Origin of the sequence: Chitinophaga arvensicola (assembly GCF_900110835.1) — a bacterium.
Classification (GTDB): Bacteria; Bacteroidota; Bacteroidia; order Chitinophagales; family Chitinophagaceae; genus Chitinophaga; species Chitinophaga arvensicola.
Window position 1 is genome coordinate 51122 of record NZ_FOJG01000002.1, and the last position, 18512, is coordinate 69633.

Here is an 18512-nt window from a genome sequence, read left to right on the forward strand (position 1 = left end):
CAATGGCTCAGCGAACCCTTATCAGGGGGAAAGCCACGGATGAAAAAAACAATCCGCTACCTGGGGTCAGCATCATGGTAAAAGACACCCGCAACGGGGTAGCTACCAGCGATGACGGTACCTTTTCCATTTATGTAGGCGCTCCGAAAGGGATTATCCTCCGGGCCACCATGACAGGTTATGAAACAAAAGAAATTACCATCAACGGGCAAACATCGGTACAGTTTTCCCTGAGTCCTTCTGCCATTAATTTAAAGAACGTAGTGGTGGCAGGCGCCCTGGGTCTTAACAGGCAGGCCAAATCTGTAGGCTATGCCACCCAGGCGGTAAATCCGGAAAACCTCACGGAGGCCAGAGACCTCAACATCGTGAATGGTCTCGCCGGAAAAGTGGCCGGTTTACAGGTCACGAGTACGGGGCAGCCGGGATCTTCCAGCCGCCTCATTCTGCGTGGTGAAAACTCCATGACCCAGAATAACCAGCCTTTATGGGTGGTAGACGGGGTGCCCATCAACAACGATATGGGCGATGGCAGGGATAACCTCGACTTTGGTAACGGTGCGGCCGATCTGAACCCGGACGATATCGAATCCATCCAGGTACTGCAAGGTCCGAATGCCGCCGCCTTGTATGGTTCCCGTGCAGCCAACGGCGCTATCCTCGTAGTCACTAAAAAAGGAAAGATCAACGACAGCAACCTCGGTATCGCTGTTAACCAGAACACGGTAGTAAATTCCATTGCCGAGTTCCCCGCCTATCAGAATGTATACGGCGAAGGTGGTAACGGCTACCTGGTGGGCAATGGTAACAACATCGTTCCCGGTACCGGCGCCGTGCGTATGGGTCTTAATGGCTCTACCTGGGGGATGCCTATGCTGGGCCAGCCTTATAACGATTTCTCCGGTAAACCGATTGCCGGCGGATACTCCCCGCAACCAGGCAACATCACTTCGTTCTACAAACCAAGCATCACTAACGCCTCCAATATCTCTATCGCAAAGGCGGATGCTATCTCCAGTTTCCGGTTGTCATATACCTTTACCAACAGCGATGACGTACTGAAAAATCAGAACCTCATCAAAAAACATAACGTGGCCCTGAACGCCAGCCGCAAACTCGGCACCTTCCTGAACATCGATACCAGGGTGATGTATACCAATCAGGGTACAAAGAACCGTACCTATCGTAACCTGGACGCTTCCAGCCCGATGGCCGCTTATGTGTACATGCCCCGCAGTATCAACGTAAATGCACTCGATCCATGGACAGACGCTTTCGGTAACTCCGCCTCTTTCGGCGCCGTAGGCAGCGTGGAAAATCCATTGTGGATGCTCTATGAAAATGAAAACGAAGACAAATCACAGCGCTTACTGGCAGGTATAACGGCTACGGCTCAACTCTCCAAAAAGCTCAGCTTCCGTTTACAGGCATCTTCCGATGTTAAAATGGCAACATTCTACCAGTACAAAGAACTGGGTGGATTAAGAAACCCGAACGGCTCCTATTCCAACTCTTCACAGAACAACCAGATGTGGAATTACCAGGGTATGTTCATGTACAATAACAGGGTGAGCAAAGCCATTAACATCACTGCTAACCTCGGTGCGGAATACGTAACCACGAATAACCTGAACCGCGGCGCCAGTATTTCTTCCCTGCTCGTGCATGATATGCCCAGCATCCAGAACAGCACCGCATTCCCTTTCGCTACGGAATCCCTTGCGCGTACTAATGTGCAATCGATTTACGGAAATGCCAGGATCGAGTACCGCGACTTCCTTTTCCTGGAAATCACGGGTCGTAACGACTGGTCATCTACGCTGCCTTCAGCGAACTATTCCTTCTTTTACCCTTCTGTAAGCGGTAGCTTTATCTTCTCCAACTTCCTGCCGGAAACCAGTATCCTGAACTATGGTAAACTGAGAGCATCGGTAGCACAGGTAGGTAATGCTGCACCGGCACAGTCGCTGATCACCACCTATCCTTATGGTGGCTTGTTCCTCGGCAACCCTTACCTGAACTATGGTAACAACGGCCAGTTGAACAACGGACAGCTGAAACCGGAAAAAACATTGTCGCGCGAAGCAGGCGTGGAACTGGCCTTCTTTAAAAGCAGGATCCAGTTAACCGCCAACGTATACCAGTCCAATACCACCAACCAGATCATCCGTCCGCAGATTCCTACAGAAACAGGTTTCACCACCCGTATTCTCAACGCGGGAGAAATGCGTAACAGGGGCGTGGAAATTTCCATGAACAGCGCCGTGCTGCAGAAAGGAAAACTGAAATGGAATGTGCTGGCCAACTGGTCTATGAACCGCAACAAGGTGATTTCACTGGTACCAAATATCAATATCCTTTCGCTGGGAACCACCCTGGGCGCTACGGTGAATGCAAAAGTAGGAGAGCAGTATGGTATGCTCACCGGTAATGCACCTTACAAGGTAAATGATACCCTCATCGTAAGTTCTTCCAATGGTAGGACCATCGCAGATCCTAACGTGGTACTGGGTAACTTCCACCCCGACTGGATCGGATCTCTCGGATCTACCTTTAAATATGGTCAGTTTGATCTGTCTGTATTATTCACGGTGAAAATGGGCGGCATAATTTATTCTGCTTCCTATGGCCGCGCGAACTTCGCCGGTAACACTATTGCCAGCTTAGGCGGCAGGGATGAGTTCCTGTTGAGTAACGTGATCCTCGGAGAAAACGACCAGGAAAGAATGGGTATTGGTCAGCCTAACAGTAAAGGCAATACCGTTTATAACGATAAAGACCGTCCTAAAGGTATGCGCTACCCGGATGCCTACTTCCCGCTCACCGACAGCAAAGGCGTTACCCTGCTCGATAAAAACGGCAGAATGATGGTAGGTAAGAAAAGTGATATCTGGATGAACCCAACTACCTACAATTCAGACATGGTATTAAACAACACACCTGCTATCACTTACGACGCATCCAACATAAAACTGAGTGAACTGATCTTCGGATACACCCTGCCTACGCGTATTCTGAAACCCACACCGGTGAAAACCGCCCGCCTGGCTTTTGTAGGCCGGAACCTGTGGACCCTTTTCAAAAATACTCCGCAAGGTATCGATCCGGAAGCAGCTAACACCACCGGTAATGCCCAGGGTATTGAATCCGGCGGATCGTTCCCTTACTCTATTTATGGATTTGACCTGAAAGTAACTTTTTAAATGCGTATCATGAAAGCAGTATACATATTCTCTCTGATCCTGATCATGTGCTGGGGATGTACAAAAGATTTTGCCAATCTTAATTCGGATCCTACACAGTTTACCAATGCCGCACCGGAAGCATCTATCCTGGCGGCAGTAAAAAATCTGAACACCCAACTGGGTAACTATAACACCACCAAATACTGGGACCTCGGTCATCTGCTTTGTCAGCAGGCCAACCGTTACGATGTAACTGATGCCGGCTTCTGGCAAACCGCTTATCAGGGCGTACTAGGAAACCTCAACCAGGTGATAGTAAATTATGGTAAAGATTCCCTGTACAACAACCGCGTACAGGTGGCCCGTATTCTCCAGGCATATACCTATGGTATCATGGCAGGAACCTATGGTCCCGTACCGTTATACCAGGCCAACAACCCGGAATACCTCTCTACCATTATGTTTGATAATGAAGATTCGGTATACAGTTTTGTGATGAGCACCCTGAAGGATGCCGCTTCCAAAATCAATGTTGGCGGCGACAAGCTGAAATACGATGCCGTATACAATGGCAACCTCCAGAACTGGATCAAGTTTGCCAACACACAGCGGCTGAAGATCGGGCTCCAGATCCAGCGTAATCTGCCGGCCCTGGCTGCTGCCCATATCCGCGACGTAATGGCCAATGAATCCCTCACCATCAACTCAGAAGCGGAAACCGCTAAAATGAGTTTTGAAAACGTGAATAACAACGAGAACCCGTATTTCGTAAAGTACATCAAATCCAACCAGTACTTCCCATACGCACCGAATGCCACTAACCAGGCGCCCAAACTGAGCGAGTTCCTGTTTACCGTATTCCGGTCCTACAAAGACCCGAGACTGATGGTGTACTATGATTCTGTGCCCCTGGCCAATCGTATGCAGCTCACAGATACCCTCACCAGCAAAAACGATGATTCGCTGCGTGTAGTAAGTTATCCGATCCCTTACCTGGGACTGCCAAAAGCAGGTACTAAACTGGCCGCATGGACCAGTCTCGCCGGCCAGCCGGATCCTGTGGGTACTTCCAATATCAATGCTTACTCCAATGCCAATTCCATTATCCTGCAGGCTAACCGTCCTTTCATTATGCTCTCTTATGCAGAAGCACTTTTCCTGAAAGCAGAGGCGGCGCAAAGCGGCTATGGCGGCAGCATGGGACCTGACCAATACTACTATGCCGGTATCGATGCCAACTTTGCCTACTGGGGCATCAGCGCTGCTTTACGGGATGAGTATAAAGGGAGAGATGGTATTAAATGGGGTACCACCGGAAAAGGATTCAATAACTATCTCAGCTTAACCAACGCGAATATCTCCGCTAACGGAAATAATAAAATATGGGTACAGCGCTGGCTCAATTACTTCCCTGACGGTGGTTTCGACTGCTGGGCGCTGGAACGCAGAACACGCGTATTCCTCCTGCCTCCGCATACCAATCCTGGTGGTAACGCTTCTTATTCACCAAATCCTACTTATTCGGATGTACCAGGCAGGGCTTCTTACCCCATGTCTGTAGTGAATCTGAATCCTGCCGGATACCAGAGCGCATTGAAAGAAATGGCCGCTAACCGTGGTGATGACTATGATATCTATCAGACGTTGCATTTTGCCATGCCTTACCAGGTGCCGGAATGGGACAAGGCCGACGCCCGCTACGATAACAGCTTTATCCAGAAATGGTATGGTACCACGATAGAAGATCTCCGCCAGGCAGCTGCAGCAGGTGGCTTCAAGTTCACCGTTAACCAGACCTATCATCCATAAAAATTGTAATCATGAAACGTTTCAATATATTTTACATAGCAGCGGTGGTCTTGTTATTCGGCGCCTGTAAGAAAGACCTCAGTGGTCCTTCCGTTGATGACAATATCCTGAATTATGACATCAAGGAAATACCTGTTACACAGGATTATGTAGTAGGTGCTTTTTATACCTCCTTCGGAGGATGGAATGCCAATATCAAAGAAGTTCCGGTAGTAGGCACCTATAGCATGCCTAACGGGGTGATCACGGCCGGTGTAATGGGTAAACATATCGATTATGCGGTGAAAGCAGGGCTTAATTATTTCGCCTTCTCTTTCCGCTCGCCCAACCGCGACGCCAATAACTACAAATCGGATTCTACATTGGTGCGCGCGTTTATCAATGCCAACGGAGAAGGGAAAATGAAGTTTGCACTGACCTATAACTTCAACACCAATACCTTCGGCGGTATCAGCGCCACTAATCCGATCGAAAAGGATAAGCTGAGAATGGGACAGTTTTATGAAGACTTCCACCGTATCATCCCTTATCTGAAAGATCCGAATTATATGCTGGTAGATGGTAAACCCATCGTGTATATCATGAACGCACAAACGTTGTTTTCTGATAACAACAAAGCTATCTATGATTCACTGAGAGGATTGATGAAAGGATGGGGCGTAACGCCTTACCTGGTGGGTATGCAGGACCGCTGGACACCGCCGGCCCGTTATGAGCTCCGTTTCAAAGACTGCGTGGATGCGATCTATCATCAGTCGCTCAGTTCACAGATCAACAACTGGGACCGCTGGTACCTGCTGCCGCAAACCATCGACCAGAACTGGAAATACTCCAAGGATTATTTCGAGAAAAACTTCAGGGCAGATTACATTCCCAATATCACACCGGCATACAGCTGGAAGATCAATACGCCTACCAGTACGAACCCGGAATATCCGCGTTCCGACAGCGGCGCCCTGTTCTCCAAACTGTGTAACGTAGCGAAGATGAATGCCAGCAGCAAAACCAGGCTGATCATGATCGACAGCTGGAACAACTGGGTGGAGGATATGCAACTGGAACCATCTGCCAGCTATGGGGAATTGTACCTGAACATCGTGAGAAAACAATTCAAAAAATAGTAACCCCTTAGTACCTGAGAATCGTGGAAGATTCAATTGATCAATAAAAATAGAAGGGGCTGATCGACAGCCCCTTGTTTTTACGTGTCATTTACCGGAAGGAAAAGTAATAACAGCATGATAAACAAAGTGAGGAAATATGCAGGCCTCTTTGCCCTGCTACTACTGGCTGGTCAGGGATTTGCGCAGCAGCCAGCCTGGAAGGCCACCTTCGGCAGTAATTATAAAGCACCGCCTGTTATAGGGAACGGTATCGTCACACAGGAGAAAGGTATCCTGCAAACTACCAATGCCAGTGCTGTTTTCGGAGATACCTCCTGGCGCAATTACCGTGTCAGCTTCCGCGCCAGCAGCGCCGATACGGCAAACGAAGTACAGATATGGGCCGGATTTCGTGCCTATAACCGCAACGACCGCTATATCGTGGCCCTGAGAGGAGGCCGGCAGAATAATCTCTACCTGAGCCGCCTCGGGTACATGGGCACTGATGAATTCCTGGCCCTTCGCCCGCTGGATTTTCATCCCGTTCCCGGTGAATGGTATACCCTTCGTGTGGAGGTAGTCAATAACCGCATCCGCGTGTTCCTGAACAATGAAGTCCTGCCACGTATAGACGTTACCGATAGGAACAGCCAGCTGGCTCCTGCCGGAAAAGTAACCCTTGGTGGTGGCTGGGTAAAAACCAATTATGCGGATCTTGCCGTACAACCCCTTGCTGCAGAAGCTTTGCAGGGAGTTCCTGCCGTTGAATATGGCAGTATCCCCGCATCACCGGACATAAAAGAAGCGCTGCGGAACAAACAACGCGCTGCCTGGCAGCCTGTTACGGTAACGGATATCCGTAGTACCCGCACGGTTGTGCCACTCGATGGCAACTGGCTGTTCATGCCGTTGTACCAGCTGGCCGATGAAAAGAAAGCTACTTCGCCAAAGGAAGAAGACCAGCAATGGCATGTGATGAAAGTGCCCGATTTCTGGAACCCCATACGTATATGGCTACACGGAGAAACATTCGGGAAGCATTCCAAAGGCGCCTCCGATGCCTACTTCCAGCAGGAAACGGATCGCTGCGCCAATTATACTTTTGATTATAAGAAAACGAATGCCGCCTGGTACCGCCAATGGATCAACCTGCCGGCAGGGATAGAACAAAAAGAAACCATCCTGCGATTCGACGCTGTGTCCAAGATCGCAGAAGTATATATCAATGGCAAGCCCGCCGGCAAACATACCGGCATGTTCGGTGAATTTTTTGTAGACGGCAAAGGCCTGTTCAAAGCCGGTAAGAACCTCATCACGGTAAAGGTTACACGTGATTTTGTAACCGGTATCAAAGACGCCGGTAAAGTGGTAGATGTGGCCGTGAGTGTGGAAGTAACCAATAAAATGCTGAAAGACCTGGCGCATGGCTTTTATGGCGATGATCCTGCCGGTATCTGGCAACCCGTGTCCTTACTCATTACCGAGCCATTGGCGATTAAGGATGTATTTATACAACCTTCGCTCACAGGCGCCTCTTTCGATATTACCGTAAAAAATAACACCCGTAAGGAGCAGCTGTTCGAGGTACGCACACAGATTAGCGGTTTGTACAATGGCAAGGCATTGCCCGGAACCCGCCTGAAAGCAGGAGAGGAGCGGATCTTGCATTATGAGATCAATCATCTGCAACCGAAGTTATGGTCGCCGCAAACACCCAACCTGTACGATTTTACCTTTTCCCTCGAAAATAACGGCCGTGTTACAGACAGTACCACCATCACTTCCGGCTTCCGGACCTTCGAATCGAAAGATGGTTTCTTTTACCTGAACGGCCGCCGCTACTGGCTGCGCGGAGGTAATCATACGCCATTTGCACTGGCGCCCAACGACACTCAGCTGGCGGAACGTTTCTATGACCTGATGAAAGCAGGCAACATGGAAATTACCCGTACCCATACCACGCCTTACAACGAAAACTGGCTGGCAGCAGCCGACCGCAAAGGAGTAGGCATCAGCTTTGAAGGCACCTGGCCCTGGCTGATGATCAATAGCTCTATGCCAGAGGAAAAGCTCATCAGCTTATGGGCCGATGAATTCATTGACCTGCTGAAAAAGTACCGCAACCACCCGTCGATCCTGTTCTGGACCGTTAACAATGAAATGAAATTCTATGATAACGATCCCGACTTCGACCGGGCCAAACTGAAAATGAAGATTATCTCGGAAGTGGTCAAAAGAATGCGCAAAACAGACGGTACCCGCCCTATCTGCTTTGATTCCAACTATAAAAGAAATGAGAAGAAATTCGGGAAAGATTTCTTTAAAGATATTGATGACGGTGATATCGATGATATCCACGCCTATATTAACTGGTACGACTACTCGATTTTCAAACAGTTCAACGGAGAATTCCAGCAACGTAATAAAAATGAGGGCCGTCCGCTGATCAGCCAGGAAATGTCTTCCGGTTATTCCAACAACGAAACCGGCCACCCGGTGAGGTTCTATACCCAGGTGCATCAAACCGCACAGGAACTGGTGGGTGATCTGGCCTATGAATATAGCGATCCGGCTTACTTCATGGAGTCGCAGGCATTTATTACCGGCGAACAGGCTGAAGCTTACCGCAGAACCAACGACCAGGCGGCAGGTATCCTGCATTTCGCGCTAATCAGCTGGTTCCGCAATGTATACGATGCAAAGGCCATTGCGCCGTATCCTGCGTACTATGCGCTGCAACGCGCTTTGCAGCCGGTGCTGGTGAGTGCGGAACTCTGGGGCCGTCATTTCTACGCCGGTACCCGCATCCCCGCGCGTATCTGTGTAGTCAACGACCGTAATGAAGGCACACCACTGCAGGCGTCCGTACTTACCTGGCAACTGCAAAATGAAGACGGTACGGTGATCGCGAAAGGACAACAGGCGATGCCCGAAGTAGCCTATTACGGCCGTCAGTGGGTAACCCCGGAGATCCTTATCCCGGGCAGGTTACCGGCTGCTCATGTAAACGCCAGGCTGGTCCTGTCACTCACAGAAAATAATAAACCCGTGTCTTCCAATGAATACAAGGTAACGCTGGCGGATCAACGGAGTTTCCTTCCGGCTGTTGCTGCACCAGTGGTATTGGTAGATGGGGCACACCAGATGCAGGCCGCGCTGGACACGCTCAAAGTGCAGTATGTAGTGGCTGGCAGCGTGCAGGAAGCACTCACGAAAAAGGCGGCGCTCTATGTTTTCGCCGGGCTTGAACCCGGTAAAAATATCTCTCCCGCTGAACAACAACAGTTGCAGGACTTCATCGCCTCCGGCGGAAAAGTACTCCTGCTGGATGCGGCAAAGTCAGCATCACAGCTGTTCCCTGCGCATATCACCGGGGCGCTTGATTTCCCGGAGGGAGATATCGTAAACATGGATATTCCTGAATCGCCGGTATTCAAAGGCATTGCGCCACTGGAGCTGAGATATTTTAATAACAACAAGCGGGAACTGCCGGCCGCCTGCAAAGGCGCGCTGATCGTAAAGCGTAGCGCTGGTCTTGAAATACTCGCGAAGCATATTAACATACACGGCTATATTAAAGGAGAGATGGCAGAACGGGCAGAATACATGGCGAAGATCCAGGGCGCTACGCTCGTGAAGATCGGCACCTTGTATTTATCCACGATGTCGCTCGAAAAAGCCACCACCGATCCGGTAGCCGGTAAATTACTGTACAACCTGTTGTACGAAGGATGTAGATAAAGAGTGGGAGAGCTGATTACTCTTCTTCCGGGACCACGGTGTAGCCTGTGGTCCCTTTTTTTATCCATTATAACAGTAACGGCTATCCGATTTGGATAGCCGTTACTGTTATAAGGAAGTAAAATGTCTATGGTTTAAATTCCATCCAGTCCAGTGTAAACAGGTGCTGATCGGGTTGTTGTGCTTTACTGAATACAAAGTAAAGGTCATTTTTGCCGCCCGGATCCTTTACCGGCACCGTGATCTCTTTGAATTTCTCCCAGTCGCCCGTGGCTTTGTAATCCAGCCTGCTGATCACGGGGCCATCTACGCTACCGGTGTGAATTTCCAGGGTAGCGTCGCGGTTCAGGGATGAATAATAGTAGGTCACTTTGTGGATGCCTTTCAGATCGATGTTCCTGAATATAAAGAACGATTTGTTATGAATAGCGCCCAGCAGCTGTGCAGAACGGTCGATGTTATGTACCGAGTCGGCGTCTTCGCCCTGTACCCGGAGGGAACGGAGCAGCAGCAAGCCATTGCCGGTAAGCGGCGTGGCATTGCCACCGCCATCGGTGTAGGTGGCGGCCAGTGCGTAGCTGCCATATTTTTCCTTACCCAGGTGGTCTTTCAGGGCAATGCTGCCGGAGGCAGGCAAACTACCACCTGCCTGTGGCGCGGCGAGCGTCAGGATATATCTCACGATCTGGCTGGCGTCGTCGGTCGACAGCTGCGGATGTGCAGCCATGGAATGTTCACCCCATACGCCTCCGCCGCCTTTGATGATTTTGGCAGCGAGATAGGCCGGTGCTTTCGGATCTTTTTCGTAACGTTTGGCTACCTGTGTAAAGGCCGGGCCTACGGAGGTTTTATCTATCTGGTGACAGGCCTTGCAGTCGCTGCTTTCCATCAGTACTTTGCCTGGATGGGCCGGTACAGTGGTAATCAGCTGATGGCCCAGGGTGGCTTTTGTTTTGCTGCGCGGAATGTAGTGCAGGCCGATCATCAGCCGTTCAATGCTGATGGAAGGGTCTTCCTGGTCGGCGACGGTAACGGTGTAAGGCAGTGGGGTGTTATCAAAATAGAAGGTGCTGTTGCCGGTGGTGCTTACGGTTACTACGGGAACGGTGTTACCCACGCGTATAGTAAGACTGTGCTGGCTGCTGGCGCCTTCGGGGTCAGTGATTTTCAGCGTGGCCTTGTACACGCCATTTTTAGCGTAGGTATGTACAGGGTTGGCTTCTGTGGAAGCAGCGGTTTCATCGCCGAACTGCCATTCGTATGTAAGTGCCTGTCCTTCGTCGAAGTCGTAGCTGTTTTTGCTGCTGAAGTTTACTTTCAGGGGGGCGGTACCGGCAGTATCAACCGTGGTGATAGCTGCTACCGGCGCGCGGTTGCCACCGTTGTAGGATATCCGGACCAGGCGGGCATCGTCGTTGTCGATGCCATATACAGAGCCATATTCCAGCACATACAGGTCGCCGCCTTTACCGATGGCCATGTCTACGGGTCTTCTGAAATCGCCGTTTGTTTTCATGAACGGCTCCATGGATTTGAAATTATGTTGCTCATCGAGGCGCACGGCATATACCCAGTTACGCATCCAGTCGTAGATGAAAAGTGCGTTGTCGTACCATTGCGGCAAACCGGTGGGCGTTGCGGTGGCTTCATTGTAATGGAACACCGGGCCGGCCATGGCACAGCGGCCGCCGTTGCCCAGTTGGGGGAATACGGCCGACGAATCATACGGATACCAGATCATGGCTTTCTGTGCGGGCGGTAATACTTTCAGCCCTGTGTTGGCAGGCGAATTATTTTCCGGTGCATCCGCTTTGAAGGGTTCACCGATCTTTTTAGTGGCGAAGTCGTAGTGGGGGTATACTTTATTATCACCGACTACAAAAGGCCAGCCGTAGTTGCCGGGTTTTTGGGCCTGGTTGATTTCATCATATCCGCGTGGTCCCTGATCACCGTCCTGGCCTGCATCCGGACCTACTTCGCCCCAGTATACGATGCCGGTGGCGGTATCTACCGACATGCGGTAGGGGTTACGGCAACCCATGGTATATATTTCCGGGCGGGTGCCGGCGGTGCCTTTTGCAAAGAGATTGCCTGCCGGTACGGTGTAGCTGCCATCCGGTTCGGGATGGATACGCAGGATTTTTCCACGGAGGTCGTTGGTGTTACCGGCGGAGCGTTCTGCGTCGAAGGTGATGCGGCCGGGGATCTGATCTATGGGCGCATAGCCGTTGGAGGCAAAGGGCACGGTGTTGTCGCCGGTGGAAATAAAGAGATTGCCTTCCCTGTCCCAATCCAGTGAGCCGCCGGTATGGGCGCTTACTTCCAGTTCCAGTGGAATGGTGAGCAATACTTTTTCAGAAGCTGCGATGAGCGAGTCTTTCCCTTCCAGGGTAAAACGGGATACCTGTTGGGCTGCCGGGAGTTTGTTGGGTGTATAATAGAAATAGATATAATGATTCTTTTCAAAACCAGGATCGAGGGTCACGCCGAGTAACCCGTTACCAAATCCTTCTTTGGTATCTGGCAGTACCGGGAACGTGTATACGACCTTTGTAGCCTGGGTGCCTGGGTCGTAGTGATACAATTTACCGCTGCGTTCAATAAAATACACGCTGCCATTGCCGGCAACCGCTAATTCCATCGGTTCATTGAGGTCGTTGGAAAGAATGGTCTTGGTAAAACGGTTGTCTTCCGGGGCTTTGGTTGCTTTGCTTTTACTGGTGTGGGTGTTACATCCCTGTGAAATTACTGTCAGTCCGACAATCAAAAGAGCCGGTAATTTCCGGATACATAACTTAGCTTGTTCACTCATGGAAACGGATTAAGGATTTGTTAAGCGGCTCACAAAATAATAGAATATTGTATTTTTTTCCCTGAAAAATGGATGGAAGGAAACAATATCGGATCGTCTCTTTGTTTTGATGATCCGTGAATATTGGCTAATTTAATATTATTATAGTCGGGGAAGTTGCCATTTTAGGGGCTGCTTTTGTATATTTGAGGCCCACATTATACATAGGCCGGTAAATCGATAAGATGGATTTTAATGAATTTAAACAATCCTTACAGGATGCACATCCTCCAAAAAATGTTTCCGTATACCTGGAATCACTTTGGTATGAGGGTAAGGGCAACTGGAAAAAGGCGCACGACCTGGTAGATGATCTGCCGGGTACAGACGCCGCCAGTGTGCATGCATACCTGCACAGGGTGGAAGGAGATGCAGGAAATGCGGACTATTGGTATCGACGCGCAGGCACTACGAAACCTGCCGGTACCCAGCAAGAGGAATGGAATGTATTAGTCAAACGATTTTTAAAATAAGTACCAACTAAGGTTACTGATTGCCAACCAAAGCGTGTATATTTTACATTTGTCATTGATTATTAGGGCATAAAAAAGCACTAATTTGTTTATTATTTGTATATTCCACGTGGCGTTAGATCGATAAATATTAAACAATCAGTTATTTTAGTTTTTTAGCGGAGTATGTGGAAATTTATCCTTTTACTATTTTTATCTGTTCATCTGTTTACAAATGCTGGTTATGCTCAGTCCTATGGATTACGCTTTGCCAGTCATGAAGTGGTACAGGAGAGAAGAACGACGCTGAACTTAACTTCTTCCGGTGCGCTTTGTTTCAAGAAAAACGGAGAGCTGTCTTTCGATCTTAATTTATTACCATATAAGGAAACTTATTTCGGATATGTTGTCCGCATCATTGCGGCCAATAATCAAAATATAGATCTCGTATATAACCAGCGCGAGCGAAATTTCAGCTTCCTCATCGGGGAAAGCTTCTCCCGTGCCTTTTCGATAGACTCTATCGCGTTATTCGGTAAATGGACCCATATCAGCATCCAGTTCGATCTGGAGCGCAACGAGGCGGCTATTCTGGTAGATAATAAATTTATTGCAAAAGGTCCGGCCAAACTCGGCAGTCCGGTTTGTACCCGGGTATTCTTCGGCGCCAATACCTACGAAGGATTTCAGACAGTGGATATTCCACCGATGAACATCCGTAATATCGTTGTAAAGGAAGGCGGAAATATTAAATATAACTGGCCACTCACCGAAAATGCGGGGGCCACCGCCACCGATCTCAAAGAAGGAAAAACAGCTACCATCCGTAATCCGATCTGGATAGGTCCGAAGCACAGCAACTGGAGCCTGGTGCAAACCTGGGAGATCTATGGTACACCGAGCGTGGCTTTTGACCGGGATAAGGAAATATTGTATGTGGTATCTTCCGATTCCCTGTATAATATCTGTTTTAAAAATGAGCAGCAACATGGATTACGGCTTGCACAACGCCTGGATAGTCTTATGCCGGGTAATCAGTCGGTGTTCAATCCTTTCCTGAACAAACTGTTTAATTTTTATATTGACCATAAAAAGGCCGGAGGCTACGATTCGCTCAACCGGAAATGGGATATTAACTATGCGCCGGATCTGCTGACGGTTTTCTGGCAGGCCAATAAATTCATCTCCCAATCAGATTCTTCCATGTATGTGCTGGGGGGGTATGGGCAAATGCAGTACAAGAACACAGTACAGCGTTATCATTTCCCGGATAAAAAATGGGATTCGATAACAACGCATGGAGAAAGGCTTACCCCGCGTTACCTCGCTGCTGCCGGCTCCACAGATAATGGTGATACTGCTTATATCCTTGGTGGATATGGCAGTAACAGCGGTAACCAGGTGGTGAACCCGAGGCATTATTACGACCTGATGGCTTTTTATGTGAAGGATCATGCTTTTCATAAGATCTACCAGCTGGAAGATCCGCCGGTACAATTCTGTTTTGCCAACAGCCTGGTCATCGATCCTGCCGCACAGAACTATTACGCGCTCATCTTCCCCGATGATAAATTCAATACCACGCTCCAGCTGATCGAAGGGTCGCTGAAAGAACCGAAATACAGGCCCCTGGCCAATGCCATTCCCTATTCCTTTCATGATATCAAGTCGTTCGCTGACCTGTATTATTGCAGAGATAGTAAGAAATTAGTGGCCGTTACCCTGTATACCAATAAGGATAATATCACAGAAGTCAAGGTATATACACTGGAATTCCCGCCGGATGTGATGCTGGATGATTATTCCGGCCTGTCCGGATTTTCTGCCTGGTATTTCCTGATCCTGTTGCCACTGGGAGCATTTGGGGTGTACATTTTCCTGCGTGGACGAAAGAAAACGCCGCCTGTAAAAGCAGCGCCCGTTCCAGCGCCGGAAGCCCCGGTAGCGGAGCCAGCAGCCGCACCTAGCCCTACAACGCCTGCTGCACCTGCAGTACCTGCACCTGTTCCGGTAGTGCTCCCGGCAGAGGAACCGGCGCCGGATGAAAATCCGAAGGGAAACATTTACTTCTTTGGTCCTTTTGAAGTACTCGATAAAGACGGGCAGGACATTACCAAATTCTTTACGCCGCTGCTGAAGGAATTATTCCTGCTCATCGCGATCAATACCATCCGCTCCGGCAAAGGAATTTCATCCGACCGGCTCTATGCTACCCTCTGGCGCGATAAATCCAGCAAGGAGGCCCAGAACAACCGTTCTGTGAATATGGTGAAGCTAAAAGCGATACTAGATAAGCTGGGCGTCTGTGCCTTTGTAAAAGAAGCCGACCGCTGGAGCCTGCAATATTCAACAGAGGAGATACGGATGGACCTGGCCGACTTCCAGCAACTGTTGCATATGCCGCGTCCGCTGCAAAAACAACCTGTAAAGGAATTGTTGCGTATTCTGCACCGTGGCTCCTTCCTGCCGGATGCCAATTATACCTGGCTGGAAGACATACAGTCAGAGATTTCCAGCGTAGCTCTCGATATTTTAACCGAAGCAGCGCACCAGTTCAGCGCAGATCCGGAGCTCCTCATTGAAATAGCCGACAGCATTTTCCTGTTTGATCCGGTCAATGAAGAAGCCTTGCGCCTGAAATGCAGCAGCCTGGTGACACTGGGCCGCCATTCTCTCGCTAAAACCGCCTTCAACAAATTCACGAAAGAATACCAGCATATGTACGGAGAGGAATTTCCGCAATCCTTCACCGCCTACTCCGGAGATAAATAATGGAAGGGGAAGGTGTAATGCCTTCCCCTTCGCTGTTACAACAGGTATCCTTTTTTCTCCTTAATTACTACTTTCTCCTTTTTTATTTCCATCGTTAGTGCATTATTAGTGCTGTCATTAAGGCTGGGCGTATAAATTGCAATTAAATGAATAAGACTCGATTCCACGATTATGGCACTCAGGCCGTTTTATTACGAAAAAAAAGAATGCTGGTGATTAAAGTCATCAGCATTCTTTTTCCCTTTTTAATTATTGCGGGAGTAGAAGGTGGCTTACGATTATTTAATTACGGCCACGATCTGCGTCTCTTTATTACTTCTCCCCAGGATCCGGATTATTACCAGTTCAATCCCGATGCGTCGCTTAAATATTTTTCCGATCCGGCTGTTGCCACGAAAGGCAATGTTGAATTATTTAAAAAAGTAAAGGATACCGGCACGCTCCGCATTTTTGTGCTGGGTGAATCTACCACCATCGGTTATCCTTATTTTCATAACGGCTCTTTTCATCGCTGGTTACAGTATCGCCTTATGCATACCAACCCGGACAAGCGTCTTGAAATCATTAATCTTTCACTAACGGGCGTTAATTCCTATACTGTCGAAGGTTTTGCAAAAGAATTGCTGCCTTACCAACCTGATGCAGTCCTGATCTATACCGGTCATAATGAGTATTATGGTTGCCTTGGCGCCGGCAGCACCGATAAAATAGCCGGCAGTCCTTTTCTCATTCACCTGGTATTGAAGCTCCGGGAGTACCGGCTCACCCAACTGATGGCGAATGCGCTGAACAGCATTACCAGCCGGAAAGCTTCCGCAGGCAGTGGGGCCGGCAAAACCCGCATGGAAATGATGGTGGCAGAACAGCAGATCCCATTCGGCTCTCCGCTGTATGAAAGAGGGATCACGCAGTTTACCACCAATATGGATAACACGCTGCGGCTGTTGCACGAAGCCAATGTACCCGTGTTTATCAGCAACCTGGTGTCTGCCGAAAAAGACCTGTTCCCTTTTATCAGTGTGGAGGCGGATAGCACAAAGTATCCGGATTTTAACCGCAACTATCAGCTGGGAGTGCAATCCATATCAAAAGGTGATTCCACTGCGGCATTCCAATATTTCGAAACTGCCCAGCATAGCTATAACACACACGCCGGTTGTAATTATTACCTCGGTGAGCTACAGTTGCAACGCGGGGATAGCGTAGCGGCAAAAAACTATTTTGATAAAGCGAGGGACTTCGATGCACTGCGTTTCCGCGCTCCCTCCAAACTCAATGAGGTGCTTCCTCAACTGGTCAGTAAATATAAAAATGCGCACCTGGTAGATGCCAATGCGGTATTTGAAGCCAATAGCCCCGGTCGTATTATCGGGAAAGAACTGGTACTGGAACACGTACATCCGGATCTGAAAGGCTACGCGTTGTTGTCAGATATTTTCTATCAATCGCTGAAAACACAAGGCATTTTTACGGTGTCCGAAGATGCGGAGATGAGTTTTGCGCAGCTGCAGCAAATGATGCCACTCACCGTGGTAGACACTTTAGCCGCGAAATTCAAGATCGCCAATCTTAAAAAAAGCTGGCCATTCAATCATACCGGAGCTGCTGACACAATGCTGATTACAACTGCAGAAGAGCAGCTGGCCTACGATGTGGCTTTCAGGCATACTTCCTGGGGAGATGCGATGAGAGAATTGTACACGACTTACAACCGTCAGGGCGACCTGGCAAAAGCGGCCATCGTAGTGGCGGCAATAGTACAGGAACATCCGCTGGACATGGCGCCTTATGAAGAAGCCGGCAATTACTACGGCAAACTGAATAATACACCGGAGGCGATTTTCTATTTCAAAAGAGTATTCGCGTCGGCGCCATCCTTTGATGTAGCCAGAACCTTGTTTGTGCTTTGCCTGAAAGCAGACAAGACTACCGAAGCATTGCCTTACCTGAATTACGCAATAGATCATAACGAGCGCCGGCTGAACTTACTGCCGGTGAGAGAATGCCTGTTGCAAATTGTGCAACTACAGCAGGTGGCGGCCAAAGAACCGGCGAACATAGCGGTGCTGAACCAGATCGCCGGACTGTATATCAAGATGGGAAATAAAGATGGCGCGGAATTGTATATCGCCAAAGTATTACAAACATCGCCCGGCAACCCGGAAGCACTTGCGATACAGGATCAACTGAAAAAAGTGTAGTCATGTGGAAGAATATCGGCAACATTACCCGGCAGCAATGCATTGAATTCGGACAGGTAGCCACGTTGGCTATGCTGGTGGCGGCGTTGTACCGGCACGACTTTCATCTGGTTGCGGCAGCATTGGTGCTGTTGGCGATCACCCTGGTACTGCCCCGTTTATTTTATCCGCTGGCAGTGATCTGGTTTGGCCTGGCAAAAATATTGGGAGAAATAAATATCCGGGTATTACTCACGCTGGTATTCGTATTGGTGGTAGTGCCGGTAGGACTGATACGCAAATGGCGGGGCAAAGACACGTTGCAGTTACGGCGATTTAAAAAAGGAACGGCATCGGTGATGGATATAAGGAATCATGTGTATACAAAAGAAGAGCTGCGGCATACATTTTAAACGATC

General features: G+C 49.2%; 9 protein-coding genes. 8 read left to right on the forward strand and 1 reads right to left on the reverse strand.

All coding sequences use genetic code 11. From position 1 onward, the window contains the following. Positions 1-2 precede the first annotated feature (2 nt). From BMW79_RS17505 to BMW79_RS17520, 4 genes are all read left to right on the forward strand, one after another. Positions 3-3203, forward strand: coding sequence for a SusC/RagA family TonB-linked outer membrane protein (locus BMW79_RS17505; RefSeq protein WP_177192229.1), 3201 nt, complete (start codon positions 3-5; stop codon positions 3201-3203). A gap of 9 nt (positions 3204-3212) precedes the next feature. Continuing rightward, positions 3213-4994, forward strand: a complete 1782-nt coding sequence (locus tag BMW79_RS17510; RefSeq protein WP_177192230.1) for a SusD/RagB family nutrient-binding outer membrane lipoprotein — start codon at positions 3213-3215, stop codon at positions 4992-4994. An 11-nt stretch (positions 4995-5005) separates the two neighbouring features. Next, a complete protein-coding gene (locus BMW79_RS17515) occupies positions 5006-6115 on the forward strand; it encodes a glycoside hydrolase family 99-like domain-containing protein (RefSeq protein WP_089896971.1) in 1110 nt (369 codons plus the stop codon). A 117-nt stretch (positions 6116-6232) separates the two neighbouring features. After that, complete coding sequence (locus tag BMW79_RS17520) at positions 6233-9838, forward strand: glycoside hydrolase family 2 protein (protein WP_089903863.1); 3606 nt, start codon at positions 6233-6235, stop codon at positions 9836-9838. Positions 9839-9965: 127 nt separating this feature from the next. Here BMW79_RS17520 and BMW79_RS17525 read toward each other — a convergent pair whose 3' ends face one another. Next, the gene (locus BMW79_RS17525; RefSeq protein ID WP_089896972.1) at positions 9966-12650 is read right to left on the reverse strand and encodes a PQQ-dependent sugar dehydrogenase; all 2685 of its coding nucleotides are present in this window, start codon (positions 12648-12650) and stop codon (positions 9966-9968) included. Between the two features lie 224 nt (positions 12651-12874). On the opposite strand from BMW79_RS17525, the gene BMW79_RS17530 reads away from it, so the two are divergent. The 4 genes from BMW79_RS17530 to BMW79_RS17545 all read left to right on the forward strand — a co-directional run bounded on the left by BMW79_RS17530 (position 12875) and on the right by BMW79_RS17545 (position 18506). Next, positions 12875-13162: a hypothetical protein gene (locus tag BMW79_RS17530; protein ID WP_089896973.1), complete on the forward strand. Its 288-nt coding sequence runs from the start codon at positions 12875-12877 to the stop codon at positions 13160-13162. Positions 13163-13327: 165 nt separating this feature from the next. Beyond that, the gene (locus BMW79_RS17535) at positions 13328-15913 is read left to right on the forward strand and encodes an AfsR/SARP family transcriptional regulator (protein WP_089896974.1); all 2586 of its coding nucleotides are present in this window, start codon (positions 13328-13330) and stop codon (positions 15911-15913) included. 146 nt (positions 15914-16059) lie between these two features. Beyond that, a complete protein-coding gene (locus BMW79_RS17540; RefSeq protein ID WP_143059200.1) occupies positions 16060-18114 on the forward strand; it encodes a tetratricopeptide repeat protein in 2055 nt (684 codons plus the stop codon). 2 nt (positions 18115-18116) lie between these two features. Further along, on the forward strand, positions 18117-18506 hold the full coding sequence (locus tag BMW79_RS17545) for an SxtJ family membrane protein (protein ID WP_089896976.1): 390 nt from the start codon (positions 18117-18119) through the stop codon (positions 18504-18506). The last annotated feature ends 6 nt before the right edge of the window (positions 18507-18512 follow it).